Consider the following 12893-nt stretch of genomic DNA (forward strand, 5'->3'; position numbering starts at 1 on the left):
CGTCATGGCCGCGCTCGATGTCCTGGCCGCAAGCCCCGGCCTGCAGGGGTTGGTCGTCCTGGTGGTGGGGCTCGCCGTCGGCAGTTTCCTCAACGTCGTCACCCTGCGCCTGCCGCGCATGCTGGAAGCGGAGTGGGCGGTCCAGTGTGCCGAGCTCCGGGGCGAGGCACCGCCGGAACGCCCGACGTTCAACCTGCTGCACCCGCCCTCGCACTGCCCCGCCTGCGGGGCGCGGATCCGCGCCTGGGACAACATTCCCGTGCTCGGTTGGCTCCTGCTGCGCGGGCGCTGCCGGGACTGCGGCGCCCGCATCGGCGTGCGCTATCCGGTGGTGGAGGCGGCCACGGCGGTGTTCTCCCTCATCACCTGGTGGCAGCTCGGTTGGGGGCTCACCGGATTCGCGGGCCTGCTGCTGACCTGGTGGCTCATCGCCCTGACGGTCATCGATCTCGACCACTTCCTGCTTCCGGATAACCTCACACTGCCCGGGCTCTGGCTCGGCCTGCTGCTCTCGCTGGTACCGATATTCGCCACCCCTGCGGAGGCGATCATCGGCGCGGCGGCCGGCTATGGCGTGCTCTGGCTGGTCTATCATGGCTTTCGGGTACTTACCGGCAAGGAAGGCATGGGCTACGGCGACTTCAAGCTCCTTGCCCTGCTCGGGGCCTGGTTGGGCTGGCAGATGTTACCGCTGATCATCATCGCCTCGTCGGTGGTGGGCGCCGCGGTGGGAATGGCCATGATCGCCGGCCTCGGCCGCCATCGCGATCAGCCCATTCCCTTCGGTCCATATCTCGCCGGGGCCGGCTGGATCGCCCTCCTCTGGGGTGACACCCTCGTGGACGCCTACCTGCGCTTCGCGGGGATCGCCTGATGTTCACAGTGGGGCTCACCGGCGGGATCGCCAGCGGCAAGTCCACGGTGGCCGATGCCTTCGCCAGCCGCGGCGCCGATGTGGTGGACACCGATGTGATCGCCCGCGAGGTGGTGGAGCGCGACACGGAGGGACTCGCGGCCGTGGTGGCCGCCTTCGGCGCGGATATCCTCGATGACAGCGGCGCCCTCGACCGCCGGGCCCTGCGGGCGCGTATCTTCGACGACGAGGCGGCACGCCGGCGCCTGGAGGCCATCCTGCATCCCCGGATCGAGGCGGAGGTACGCCGACGCATTACCGAGAGCCCCGGTCCCTATGTGGTGCTGGTGGTCCCCCTGCTGGTGGAGGCTGGCTGGGACCGCTGGGTGGACCGGGTGCTGGTGGTGGATGCCGATGAGGATACCCAGATCGCGCGCCTGTGCGCCCGCGACGGGCATACCCCGGAACAGGCCCGGCAGGCCCTCGCCGCCCAGGCCCGCCGGCAAGATCGCCTCGCCTGCGCCGACGACGTCATCGACAACGATGGCCCCGCGAGTGGTATCGAGGGCGCGGTGGACGCCCTACACCGCCGCTACCTGAACCTGGCCTCGGCCCGCAGGGAGTGACGCCCGACGGCGACGGGTTGGTGGCATCCACCACGCTGCGTCACAATAGGGGCTCGTTTCGCGAGGCAGGCATCATGAGCGAATCCACCGCGCAGCATATCGTCTACGAGCACCCACTGAACGAGCGGGTACGCACCCTGTTGCGGATGGAATTCCTCTTCGCCCAGGGCCGCTTCGGCATCGACGGCGATAGCGAGTGGCACAGCCGCTTCGCGGTGGGCACGCTGGTGGATATCGTCGCGCTGCTCTCCCGCGGCGACCTCCGCTCGGAAATCCAGAAGGAGCTGGAACAGCTGGTCAGCTCCCTGGAGGCGCTGGAGCAGCGTCCCGGGGTCGACCCCCGGGTGCTCGCCCCGTTACTCGACGAGTGCCGGGATCTGGCCCAGCGCCTCAGGGCCGCACCACCGGGCATCCCAGCGATCGTCCGCGACAACGAGTTCCTCGCCGCGGTGGCCCAGCGCTCCGGGATCATGGGCGGCACCTGCGCCTTCGACCTGCCCGGCTACCACCTCTGGCTGAACCGACCACCGCAGCGCCGGCGCGAGGACCTGGAGGAGTGGTACGCGGGCTTCGGAATACTGCGTGAGGCCACCGGCCGGATCCTGTCGCTGCTGCGTGAGAGCGGCGATCCGCAGATGGAACATGCTGCCGGCGGCAGCTACCAGCGCACCCTCGAGCGCGGTTCCCCTTACCAGCTGCTACGCGTGCGCCTGCCGGCGGATGCGCCGTACTTCCCGGAGATCAGCGGCAGCAAGCACTTCTGCACCATCCGCTTCATGGAGCAGCCCAGCGCCACCGAGCGACCCCAGCAGGTGGACGACGACATCGACTTCGAGCTGTCCTGCTGCGCCATATGAGCACCCCCGCCACCGTCAAATGCCCACACTGCGACCAGCCCGTGGAGTGGTCGGAACGCTCCCCCTACCGGCCCTTCTGCAGCGAGCGCTGTCGGCTCATCGACCTCGGGGCCTGGGTGGAGGGTGAGCACGCCATCCCCGGCGAACCCGCCCCGGAGGCCTTCAATGACCCACCCCCCGGCCACGAGGACGACTCCTGAAGGCCCTTGAGCAGGCCACGGCTAAACACAGATCGACACCGATAAACGGCCCGATATTCGCGGGAAACGCGCAGGAATCTGCGTCGTTCGGTTTTGATCTGTGGCCTATCTCCGCAAACACAGAAAATCATCTGCCCGGCCAAAGGCCGCGGATCGCCGCGATGCCCTGGGCGCGGGCGGCTAGCGCCCGCGGGAGCTCCCCCTCGGACATGCCGCCGAGGGCGTAGACCGGACGGGGATAGTCACGGATCCAGTCGGCGAAGCGCCCCCAGCCTAGGGGCTCGGCACCGGGGTGGCTGGCAGTGGCCGCCACCGGGGAGAGCACCACGAAGTCCACATCCAGCGCCAGTGCCCGCTCCAGCTCGGCGGGGTCATGGCAGGAGGCCGCCACCAGCGCGGGACGGGGCCAGGGCCGGCCGGTGAGCTCGCGCAACTGTGAAGAGCGCAGATGCACTCCGTCGGCGCCCACCCGGGACGCCAACGTCACATCCCCGTTGACCAGGAGCCGGGCGCCGGCCTCCCGGCAGCGCCCCAACGCCCGCCGCAGGGCATCCACCTCGTCCGCCGGCCGCCGCCACTGCACCAGCCGGATACCGGCCGCGAGGGCGTCATCCAAACCCTCGATCAGCCGCCCGATGGGTTCATCCGAGGGGGTGATGAGATAACGCGACGGCAGGCGCACGGCATCCAGGATAGGGAGGTTGGCCGCCGGAAAGCGGTACTCGCCCAGCCGCTCCGGCACGACCCAGCGCCAGTCCGCCACTTCCAGGGTCCGCGGCTGCCCACCGGTATGCCGGCAATGCCAGACATCCAGCAACACGGACCGGTCGTCATAGTCAAAGGGGATGCGCAGGATGCAGCGCTCCGGGGCAGCCGAGATGCCGAGTTCCTCGCGCAGCTCACGGACCAGGGCCGGCCCTACGCCCTCGCCCCCTTCCACCTTGCCACCGGGGAACTCCCAGAGCCCGCCCTGGTGCAGGGTATCCGGGCGCCGCGAGATCAGTATCCGGCCATCATCGCCGTGGACCACGCCCACGGCGACGTGGATCCGTTGGCGCCTCATGAGCGGTAGTCGGCGTTGATCCGGACATAGTCGTAGGAAAGATCGCAGCCGTGGACGGTGACCACGGCGTCGCCGCGGCGCAGGTCGACGACCACCGGCACCTCGGTACCCGCCATCCGGCTTGCCGCCTCGGCCTCTTCGTAGCCAGCCACCCGGCCCCCATCATTGGCGATGACGTAATCACCCAGGGCGATCGCCACCCGTTCGGCGTCCAGGTCCACGATCCCCGCCCGGCCCACCGCCGCCAGGATCCGGCCCCAGTTGGGATCGCCGGCGAACACGGCGGTCTTCACCAGCGGCGACTCCGCCACGGTGAATCCCACCCGCTCGGCCTCCGCCTCGTCCCGCGCACCACGAACGGTGACGATGAGCTCCCGGGTAGCCCCCTCGCCATCACGCACGACGGCCCTTGCCAGGGCCGTAGCCACACGCTGCAGGGCCGCCGCGAAGGCCTCCCGAGCCACGGGGTCGGAGCCGTCGATGGTGACACCGGCACGGCCGGTGGCCAGGAGCGTGCAGGCATCATTGGTGGAGGTGTCGCCGTCCACCGTGATGCGGTTAAAGCTCGACGCCACCGCCGAGCGCAATAGCTCGTCCGCGAGCCCCGCCGGCAATCCCGCATCGGTGGCGATAAAGGCGAGCATGGTCGCCATGTTCGGGCGAATCATCCCCGAGCCCTTGGCGATGCCCGTGAGCGTCACCGTGCGCCCACCGATCTCGAGGCGTTCGCTCGCCCCCTTGGGCCGCGTATCGGTGGTGAGGATGGCGGTCGCGGCATCGGCCCAGCGATCGGCGGCGAGTTCCGCCGTCAGGCCCGGCACGGCGTCGACGATCCGCTCCGCCGCCAGCGGTTCGCCGATGACGCCGGTGGAATACGGCAGCACCGTGGTTACGGACACGCCGGCCGTCTCGGCCACGGCGGCACAGCAGCACCGAGCGTCCTCGATGCCCCGCGCTCCGGTGCCGGCGTTGGCGTTGCCGGTGTTAATGAGCAGGTAGCGCGGCGCACCGGCAGCCAGGTGCTCCGCGGCGACCCGCACGGGCGCGGCACGGAAGCGGTTGGCGGTGAACACCGCCGCGGCGGTACCGCCCTCCGCCGCCTCGATCAGCGTGAGGTCCCGTCGGCCGGGCTTGCTCACCCCGGCGGCCGTGGTAGCCAGACGCACCCCGTCGACGGGATGCAGCACCGGCAAGGCATCGTCCCCCACCGCCATGGTCAGCCCGCCAGCTTGCCGTGGCAGTGCTTGTACTTGCGCCCGGAACCGCAGGGGCAGGGCTCGTTGCGGCCGACCTTGCGTCCCTCACGGACGTAGGTGCCCTGATCGTCGGTGGCGGTCTCCTCCTCCGCCGCACCACCGGCTCCCTCCGCGCCGGCCGCGGCCGCGGCCCCGCCGGCAAGCGCGCTGGCGGCCGCGTGCTGCGTGCGCATGGAGGCCTGCTCCCGAGCGCGGCGTTCCTCCTCGGCGGCCCGGGCCTCCTCCTCGGAGCGGACCTGGACATGGCTGAGGATCTTGATGGTCTCGCGTTTGATGCCCTCGAGCATCTCCTGGAACATCTCGAAGGCCTCGCGCTTGAACTCCTGCTTGGGGTTGCGGCTGGCCATGCCCCGCAGCTGGATGCCCTGGCGCAGGTGGTCCATGGCGGCGAGATGGTCCTTCCAGTGGCTGTCGAGCACCTGCAGCAGGAAGGTCTGCTCCACCTGGCGCATCAGCTCACTGCCGATCTGCTGTTCCTTCTCCCGGTACGCCTCGATGACCGCCTCCAGGATGCGCTCGCGCAAGCTGTCCTCGTGGAGGCTGTCGTCCTCGTCGAGCCACTCCTGGACCGGGAGGCGGACGTTGAACTCGGCCGCCAATGCCTCCTCGAGGCCGGGGATGTCCCACTGCTCGTCGATGCTGCCCGGCGGGACGTGCTCACTGATGACGGTATTGACGACGTCCTCGCGCATGGCATCGATGGTCTCGGAGATGTCCTCCGAGCGCAGCAGCTCATCGCGCTGCTGGTAGACCACCTTGCGCTGGTCGTTGGCGACGTCGTCGTACTCCAGCAGGCTCTTGCGCATGTCGAAGTTGTGGCCCTCGACCTTGCGCTGGGCGTTCTCGATGACCCGGGAAACCATCCCACTCTCAATGGCCTCCCCCTCCTGCATCCCGAGGCGCTGCATCATCCCCGAGACCCGATCGGAGGCGAAGATGCGCAGCAGGCTGTCTTCCAGGGAGAGGTAGAACCGCGTGGAGCCCGGGTCACCCTGGCGGCCGGAACGGCCGCGGAGCTGGTTGTCGATGCGCCGGGACTCGTGGCGCTCAGTGCCGATGACGTGCAGCCCGCCGGCGGCAATGACCTGGTCATGGCGTTTGTGCCAGTCGGCGCGGACACGCTCCTTTTCCGCCTCGTCGGCGTCCTCGCCGAGCTCGGCAAGCTCAGCATCCAAATTACCGCCGAGGACGATATCGGTGCCACGGCCGGCCATATTGGTGGCGATGGTCACCGCCCCGGGCCGCCCCGCCTGGGCGATAATGCCCGCCTCGCGTTCGTGCTGCTTGGCGTTCAACACCTCATGGGGGATCTTCGCCTCCCGGAGCTGGCGCGAGAGCAGCTCCGAGGCCTCAATGGAGGTAGTCCCCACCAGCACCGGCTGACCGCGCTCGTGGCAGTCCTTGATATCGGCGAGGATGGCGTCGTACTTCTCCTGCTGGGTGAGGTAGACGAGGTCGTGGTGGTCCTCGCGGACCATGGGCTCGTTGGTGGGGATCACCACCACCTCCAGCCCGTAGATATGCTGGAACTCGAAGGCCTCGGTGTCCGCGGTGCCGGTCATGCCGGCGAGCTTGTCGTAGAGGCGGAAATAGTTCTGGAAGGTGATGGAGGCCAGGGTCTGGTTCTCCGCCTGGATTTCCACCCCCTCCTTGGCCTCGATGGCCTGGTGCAAGCCGTCGCCCCAACGCCGGCCCGGCATGGCCCGGCCGGTGAACTCGTCGACGATGACGATGCGCCCGTCGCGGACCAAGTAATGCACGTCCTTCTGGAACACCGCATGGGCCCGGAGCGCGGCATTGAGGTGATGCACCAGCGAGATATTGCGCGCGTCGTAGAGGTTTTCCTCGGGCTTGAGCAGGCCCGATTCCTTGAAGATCTCCTCAGCGCGCTCCTGCCCCTCCTCGGTGAGGTAGACCTGCCGGGCCTTTTCGTCGACGCTGTAGTCGCCGGGGCCTTCTTCCTCCTCCTGGCGGGTAAGCCGGGGTACCAGGCCGTCAATGCGCTGGTAGAGCTCGCTGGACTGTTCCGCCTGCCCGGAGATGATCAGCGGTGTGCGCGCCTCGTCGATGAGGATGGAGTCCACCTCGTCGACGATGGCGAAGCCGCGGCCACGCTGGACCCGGTCTTCCAGGCGCAACGCCATGTTGTCGCGCAGGTAGTCGAAACCGAATTCGTTGTTGGTGCCGTAGGTGATATCGGCACTGTAGGCCTCACGCTTGGCCGCCGGATCCATGCCCGGCACCACCACCCCGACCTCCAGTCCGAGGAAGCGATACACCCGCCCCATCCATTCGGCGTCCCGCCGGGCGAGGTAGTCGTTGACCGTGACCACGTGCACGCCCTTGTCCGCCAGGGCGTTGAGATAGGCGGCGAGGGTGGCCACCAGCGTCTTACCCTCACCGGTCTTCATCTCCGCGATCTTGCCCTCGTGGAGGACGATGCCGCCGATGAGCTGGACGTCGAAGTGGCGCATCCCGAGCACCCGCCAGGCGGCCTCGCGGACGGTGGCGAAGGCCTCCGGCAGCAGGTCATCCAGGGATTCGCCGGCGTTGTGACGCTCGCGCAGCGCCTCGGTGCGCGCGGCCAGCGCGGCGTCGTCCAGGGCCTGGACCTCGTCCTCCAGGGCGTTGATCCGCTGCACGGCCTTGCGCATCCGACGGATCACGCGTTCGTTGCGACTGCCGAAGACCTTCTTGGCAATGGCACCTAACATAGGGAGTTCTCATCCGAGCTGGGTGCGGAGTGAAAGCGGTACACCGCTTCGCGACAGGGCGTTACTATAGCGTAATCGGCCATGGATTATCAGGTGCGTAATGGCGGCGGGATCGTCCAACGGCGAGACCAAGAACGGGCGCCCCCGGGCCCTTCGCGGCGTCCTCCGCCAGGGCGAGGGCCCGCTGCCCCGCCTCGGCGAGCGCTCGCGCCACCTGGCACGGGTCCAGCGCCACCTCCAGCGTGCCCTGCCGGGCGAGGCGGCCGGCCAATGGCAACTCGCCCGTGTGGATGCCGAGGAGGTGCAGCTGGTGGCCCGGTCACCGGCCTGGGCGACACGCCTTCGCTATCAACAGTCGGCGGTGCTGGCCGCGGCCGCCGAGCTCATCGGCACCATCCCGCGGCACTGCCGCATCACCGTGGAACCGCCGCGGCTGCAGGGGCGGCGCCCCCCGCCCCGGCAGCTCAGCCGGGACAATGCCCGGCTGCTGGAGGCCACCGCGGACGGCTGCGACGACCCGCGGCTGGCGCAGGCGCTGCGACGCCTGGCCAGCCGCGCCGGCGACTGAGCGCTCACCCGCCCTTCAGCTCGGCGCGGATCCGCTCCTGGACGTCCTCGACACTACCGCGGCCGTCGACAACCACGTAGTTCGGGGCATCGGCGCCGCCCTGCTCGGAGAGCCGGCGGTAGTAGTCCACCAGCGGCCGGGTCTGCTCGTGGTAGACCTCCAGGCGCTTGCGGACGGTCTCCTCCTGGTCGTCATCGCGCTGAACCAAGGGCTCGCCGGTGACATCGTCCTTACCCGGCTCGTTCGGCGGCGCGTGCTCGATGTGGTATACCCGCCCGGAAGCCGGGTGGACCCGACGGCCCGCCATGCGCTGGACGATCTCCTCGTCCGGGACCTGTATCTCTACCACGTTGTCGATGCGGATACCCTCGGCGGCCAAGGCGTCCGCCTGGGCGATGGTCCGCGGGAAACCGTCGAACAGGAAGCCGTTGGCGCAGTCCGGCTCGGCGATACGCTCCTTGATCAGCCCCATGATGATGTCGTCGGAGACCAGCCCGCCGGCGTCCATCACCTTTTTCGCCTCCTGGCCGAGGGGCGTACCGGCCTTCACCGCGGCGCGGAGCATGTCACCGGTGGAGATCTGGGGGATGCCGTAGGCCTCACACAGGGCCTGGGCCTGGGTACCCTTGCCCGCCCCGGGCGGCCCCAAGAGGATAATGCGCATGGATTGAGCTCCTCCGTTTCTTCCCGCTGGGTTTCCCTTACGGCCCCGCGCAAGCGTCCTCGCGCGGGGGATCAGCCCGGGGGACCGGGCCGGTGTGTTGTGTCCCTATCATCCCAAGCGGGGCACCCGAATCAGCCCCCGCGTGTAGTGTGTGGGGGAGCCTATCACCCGCCCCCTGGGGGCGCAATTCGCTACCGGATTCAGGCGGATGAGACACCGCCCGAAGCGACGCGGAAGGCGTCCCGGGTCTCGCCGGCGACAGAGCCGTCCGGCCGGAAGCGCCGTTCCACGAAGGTGGCCTCCCCTTCGGCATCCAACAAGTAGGCGGTGGAGGCACGGGTCCCGTACCCCTCGCTGACGATGAACATCGGTGCCAGCCGCCGCTCCCACTCCAGTGGCACCCCGGTGTCAGGCAGGGCCTCGTCGTCGACGCCACGGCGGTCGGCGAGCAGGGCGAGCAGGGCCTCGGGATCCACGGTGGGCCGATGGAGGAGCGCCTGCAGTCCTTCCCGCCCGCGTCGGACCTTGGGCCAGGGGGTATCCAGGGTGTGGTTGCTCAGCCCGTAAACGCCCGGCGGAAGGGTGCGCTGCTCAGCGGTGCGATTGCACAGGTGCACCAGGGCCCGGCCATCACTGCCGAGTAGATTGAACCCGCCATACTGTGCCATGCGCCCCGCGATGGCCTCGCGGCCGGCGTCCAACTCCGGGTGCTCGAGCAGCTCTAGGGGCAGCTCACCGCGGGAGCGCGGCGCCTGCTCCAGGGACGGATCGCGGAAGTTGGTCACCGCCGCAAAGCGCCCGCGACGGTCCACGGCGAGCCAGGTGCCGCCGGCCCGGGCATCACGACCGGCGAGCACGCCCCGATCGGGCCACCAGCGGGCCGGCTCGGCGGGGCGCTCGTGGAACTCATCGCGGTTGGCGGCGACCACCAGCGGATACCGGGGATGTACCCCCACCGCCACCAGGATCAGACACATGGCGTGCTCGGTTCATTCCCCGGGGAGGGTCCATGCCTGGAGCACGCCACCGGTGCTCAGGGCATAGAGCCGGCCATCCACCACTAGGGGCGCCACCGTCAGCCGGGTGTCGTCGACCCGACGGCGGGCGAGGATCCCGCCGTCGTTCGGCTCCAGCCAGGTGAGGTAGCCGTCACTGCCACCGACCACCGGGTGGCCACCATGGACCGCGGCGCCGGAGAGCACCTGCCCCTCCAGGGCATCCTGCCGCCACAACGACGCCCCGTTGCTCGGGTCCAGGGCCCAGATACGGCCATCGGTATCGGGCACCAGCAATCGGCGGCCCGCCAGTGCGAGGCCGGCATAACCGGAGAGCTCGCGCGCCCAGGCCACCTGACCGTTCTCCAAGGCGACGCCGGCGACACGGCCCTGGTAGGCGACGGCGAAGACGGCGTCCCGCCGCACCAGTGGGTCGGCGTCGAGATCGATCATGCGATCCAGGTCCGTCTCCCCGCGGGGCACCGCCACAGAGGCGTCCCAAAGGGGCGATCCCTCGTCCTGGGAGAGCGCCGTCAGCCGGCCGTTGTCGAAGCCGACGATGACCCGCCCCCCATCGCTGGGGATCACCGGCGCGCCGTAACCGCGGATGCTCAAAGTGGGTACGTTGCGGTCGTAGATCCAGCGTCGCTCGCCGGAATCCCGCTCCAGGGCAAACACGCGGCCATCGTTGCTGCGCGCCACGACGGTGTCTGACCCGAGGGCCGCCGGGGCAAGGACCTCGCTGGTAACGGCGGAGATCCAACGGGTGGAGCCGTCCTCGGCGGACAGGGCGATGACTCGGCCCTTGCGGCTGCCAATAACCACCAGCTCCTCGTCCGCCGCCGGTCCGCCGGAGAGCGGGCGCCCGAGCTCCCGGGACCAGAGGATGCGCCCCGTCTCCGGGTCCAGCGCCATCACCCGGCCGCCGGCGGAGGCCACGAACAGCCGCCCACCCGCATAGGCGGGAGTAAGCCGGTCCTGCAGGCCCGCCGCGGCCCCCACGTCCCGGCTCCAAGCCCGCTGCGGCTGAAGCTCACCGACCACCTCCACCGCGGCGGCGGGCTCCGCCTCGAAGGCATCGGGGGAGCCACAGCCGGCGAGGACCACACCGAGGGCGAGGAGCGTAAACAGGCGTGCCATTACGAGGCCTCCGGCGGCTCGGCGCCGAGATCCGTGAGCTTCACCTCCACGTAGCCGCGCCGCTGACCCAGCGGATCCGCCTCCAAGGCGTCCCGATAGGCCGTGATCGCCTCGTCCGCCCGTCCCGCGGCGACCAGGACATCACCGCGGAGCTCGTGATAGCGGGCGGCGAAGGCCCCATCGGGAACCGGCTCCAGGGTCGCGAGGGCGGCCTCGAGCTCGCCGGCGGCGTACTCCACGGCGCCGAGCCGCAGACGGGCCACCCGACGCAGTGCGTCGGAGGGGGCGTTATCCACGGCCCAGCGCAACACACCCATCGCCGCATCGAAGTCGTCGCGCTCCGCGAAATAGCGCGCCGCCGCCAGGCTGCCCAGCGTCGCGTAGGGGCTGCCGGCGGAGTCCTCCTGGAGCGTCGTCAATGCCTCGCGCACCGCATCCCCCTCACCGGCGGCGGTCCGCGCGTTGAGGCGGTCGTACTGCGCGGAGGCCTCCAACGCCGATCGCTCCTGCCAGGCCTGCCACTGCTGCCAGCCCACCACGCCGGCGATGGCAATGATGACGCCGGCGATCACCGAACGGCCGTTCTCCTGCCACCAGCGCCGCAGCGCCTCGAGTTGTTCCTCTTCGGTCTCGTATGCCACTTCAGCCCCCTCGCTCCGTGTCCTCGCGCCGCCGGGCGGCTAGCGCCGCCAGCCGCTCCACCAGCGTGCCCTCGTCGAGCTGCTGTTGCTCGCCGCCGTCGCGCAGATCCTTGACGCCGACGCGACCCGCGGCGAGCTCGTCCTCGGCGACAATCAGCGCATAGCGTGCCCCGCTGCGGTCCGCCCGCTTGAACTGGCTCTTGAACGAGCCGCCGCCGCTGTTCGCCTGCAAACGCAGGGCCGGCAGCCGGTCACGGAGCCGCTCGGCCAGGCGCAGCGCCTCGCCGCGGACGGCGTCCCCCGCGACTACCAGGTAGGCGTCCGCGCCCCGCACCGGCGCCGGTTCGCCACTATCCTCCACCAGCGAGACCAACCGCTCAAGCCCGGCCGCGAAGCCGATGGCCGGCGTCGGCCGTCCCCCGAGCTGGGCGACCAGGCCGTCGTAGCGGCCGCCGGCGAGCACCGTCCCCTGGGCGCCGAGGCGATCGCTGACCCACTCGAAGACGGTACGCGTGTAGTAATCCAGGCCCCGGACCAGGCGCTCGTTAATGGTATAGGGCTGGCCGGCGTCATCGAGCCAGCGCCGCAGCGCAGCAAAGTGAGCGGCGGATTCGTCGTCCAGGGCATCGAGCAGGCTCGGGGCGCCATCGATTACGCCCTTCATCGCCGGGTTCTTGCTGTCGAGGACGCGCAGCGGATTGGTGTCGAGCCGGCGCCGGGCGTCGTCGTCCAGCTCGTCGTAATGCGCGCGCAGATACGCCTGGAGCTGCTCCCGGTAGGCGCTACGGGCGGCAGGGGTTCCGAGGCTGTTGAGCTCCAGGCGTACATCGGTGAGGCCGATGGCCCGGAGCATGCGCCCGGTCATCAGGATCATCTCGGCGTCGATGTCCGGGCCGTCGGCGCCGAAGACCTCGGCACCGATCTGGTGGAACTGCCGATAGCGGCCCTTCTGCGGGCGTTCGTAGCGGAACATCGGCCCCATGTACCAGAGCCGGCTCTGGCCACCGTGGACCAGACCATGCTGCAACGCCGCACGCACACAGCCGGCGGTGCCCTCCGGGCGCAGGGTCAGGCTCTCGCCGTTGCGGTCCGCGAAGGTGTACATCTCCTTCTCGACGATGTCGGTGACCTCGCCGATGGAACGGGCGAACAGCTCCGTGCGCTCCAGCAGGGGAAACCGGATCTCTTCATAGCCGTAGGTGGTGACGGTGCGGCGCAGGCGCTCCTCGACCTTACGCCAGCGCGCGCTCGCCTCCGGCAGGATGTCCGCGAAGCCGCGCAGGCTCTGCAGGCTGCTGCTCAAGGTATTCTCCGTG

General features: G+C 69.8%; 13 protein-coding genes. 5 read left to right on the forward strand and 8 right to left on the reverse strand.

The genetic code is table 11. From position 1 onward, the window contains the following. Positions 1–4 precede the first annotated feature (4 nt). From ACQ754_RS12075 to yacG, 4 genes are all read left to right on the forward strand, one after another. Entirely contained in the window at positions 5–874 is an 870-nt protein-coding gene (locus tag ACQ754_RS12075) for a prepilin peptidase (RefSeq protein WP_440997289.1), read from the forward strand. Then, positions 874–1479: a dephospho-CoA kinase gene (gene coaE, locus ACQ754_RS12080; RefSeq protein WP_440997290.1), complete on the forward strand. Its 606-nt coding sequence runs from the start codon at positions 874–876 to the stop codon at positions 1477–1479. Before ACQ754_RS12075 ends, coaE begins: the two co-directional genes overlap by 1 nt. Positions 1480–1553: 74 nt before the next feature. After that, positions 1554–2336 (forward strand): cell division protein ZapD, encoded by a 783-nt coding sequence (zapD, locus tag ACQ754_RS12085; protein WP_440997291.1) that lies wholly within the window; start codon positions 1554–1556, stop codon positions 2334–2336. After that, positions 2333–2536: a DNA gyrase inhibitor YacG gene (yacG, locus tag ACQ754_RS12090; protein ID WP_440997292.1), complete on the forward strand. Its 204-nt coding sequence runs from the start codon at positions 2333–2335 to the stop codon at positions 2534–2536. The genes zapD and yacG overlap by 4 nt, the downstream gene beginning before the upstream one ends. A gap of 127 nt (positions 2537–2663) precedes the next feature. Here yacG and ACQ754_RS12095 read toward each other — a convergent pair whose 3' ends face one another. From ACQ754_RS12095 to secA, 3 genes are read right to left on the reverse strand one after another with little or no spacing between them, the layout of a single operon-like run. Beyond that, on the reverse strand, positions 2664–3599 hold the full coding sequence (locus ACQ754_RS12095; protein ID WP_440997293.1) for a Nudix family hydrolase: 936 nt from the start codon (positions 3597–3599) through the stop codon (positions 2664–2666). Beyond that, a complete protein-coding gene (gene argJ, locus ACQ754_RS12100) occupies positions 3596–4813 on the reverse strand; it encodes a bifunctional glutamate N-acetyltransferase/amino-acid acetyltransferase ArgJ (protein WP_440997294.1) in 1218 nt (405 codons plus the stop codon). The genes ACQ754_RS12095 and argJ overlap by 4 nt, the downstream gene beginning before the upstream one ends. 2 nt (positions 4814–4815) lie before the next feature. Further along, positions 4816–7569 carry a preprotein translocase subunit SecA gene (gene secA / locus ACQ754_RS12105; protein WP_440997295.1) on the reverse strand — a complete coding sequence of 918 codons (2754 nt, stop codon included), beginning with the start codon at positions 7567–7569 and terminating at the stop codon, positions 4816–4818. A gap of 100 nt (positions 7570–7669) precedes the next feature. On the opposite strand from secA, the gene ACQ754_RS12110 reads away from it, so the two are divergent. Further along, positions 7670–8137 carry a DciA family protein gene (locus ACQ754_RS12110; RefSeq protein ID WP_440997296.1) on the forward strand — a complete coding sequence of 156 codons (468 nt, stop codon included), beginning with the start codon at positions 7670–7672 and terminating at the stop codon, positions 8135–8137. Positions 8138–8141: 4 nt separating this feature from the next. Here ACQ754_RS12110 and adk read toward each other — a convergent pair whose 3' ends face one another. From adk to hisS, 5 genes are all read right to left on the reverse strand, one after another. Further along, positions 8142–8801, reverse strand: a complete 660-nt coding sequence (gene adk, locus ACQ754_RS12115; protein WP_440997297.1) for an adenylate kinase — start codon at positions 8799–8801, stop codon at positions 8142–8144. A gap of 200 nt (positions 8802–9001) precedes the next feature. Next, positions 9002–9778, reverse strand: a complete 777-nt coding sequence (locus ACQ754_RS12120; RefSeq protein ID WP_440997298.1) for an NRDE family protein — start codon at positions 9776–9778, stop codon at positions 9002–9004. Positions 9779–9790: 12 nt separating this feature from the next. Continuing rightward, a complete protein-coding gene (bamB, locus tag ACQ754_RS12125) occupies positions 9791–10936 on the reverse strand; it encodes an outer membrane protein assembly factor BamB (protein ID WP_440997299.1) in 1146 nt (381 codons plus the stop codon). Then, positions 10936–11577: a YfgM family protein gene (locus tag ACQ754_RS12130; protein WP_440997300.1), complete on the reverse strand. Its 642-nt coding sequence runs from the start codon at positions 11575–11577 to the stop codon at positions 10936–10938. Before ACQ754_RS12130 ends, bamB begins: the two co-directional genes overlap by 1 nt. Position 11578: 1 nt before the next feature. Beyond that, positions 11579–12880: a histidine--tRNA ligase gene (gene hisS, locus ACQ754_RS12135; RefSeq protein ID WP_440997301.1), complete on the reverse strand. Its 1302-nt coding sequence runs from the start codon at positions 12878–12880 to the stop codon at positions 11579–11581. Positions 12881–12893 lie beyond the last annotated feature (13 nt).

Origin of the sequence: Arhodomonas sp. SL1, assembly GCF_052060015.1 — a bacterium.
Classification (GTDB): Bacteria; Pseudomonadota; Gammaproteobacteria; order Nitrococcales; family Nitrococcaceae; genus Arhodomonas.

Coding starts and splice junctions, on each gene's coding strand:
- zapD (WP_440997291.1), top strand. CDS start 1,554: ATGAGCGAATCCACCGCGCAGCATATCGTCTACGAGCACCCACTGAAC.
- ACQ754_RS12075 (WP_440997289.1), top strand. CDS start 5: ATGGCCGCGCTCGATGTCCTGGCCGCAAGCCCCGGCCTGCAGGGGTTG.
- ACQ754_RS12110 (WP_440997296.1), top strand. CDS start 7,670: ATGGCGGCGGGATCGTCCAACGGCGAGACCAAGAACGGGCGCCCCCGG.
- coaE (WP_440997290.1), top strand. CDS start 874: ATGTTCACAGTGGGGCTCACCGGCGGGATCGCCAGCGGCAAGTCCACG.
- adk (WP_440997297.1), bottom strand. CDS start 8,801: ATGCGCATTATCCTCTTGGGGCCGCCCGGGGCGGGCAAGGGTACCCAG.
- bamB (WP_440997299.1), bottom strand. CDS start 10,936: ATGGCACGCCTGTTTACGCTCCTCGCCCTCGGTGTGGTCCTCGCCGGC.
- yacG (WP_440997292.1), top strand. CDS start 2,333: ATGAGCACCCCCGCCACCGTCAAATGCCCACACTGCGACCAGCCCGTG.
- ACQ754_RS12095 (WP_440997293.1), bottom strand. CDS start 3,599: ATGAGGCGCCAACGGATCCACGTCGCCGTGGGCGTGGTCCACGGCGAT.
- secA (WP_440997295.1), bottom strand. CDS start 7,569: ATGTTAGGTGCCATTGCCAAGAAGGTCTTCGGCAGTCGCAACGAACGC.
- ACQ754_RS12120 (WP_440997298.1), bottom strand. CDS start 9,778: ATGTGTCTGATCCTGGTGGCGGTGGGGGTACATCCCCGGTATCCGCTG.
- argJ (WP_440997294.1), bottom strand. CDS start 4,813: ATGGCGGTGGGGGACGATGCCTTGCCGGTGCTGCATCCCGTCGACGGG.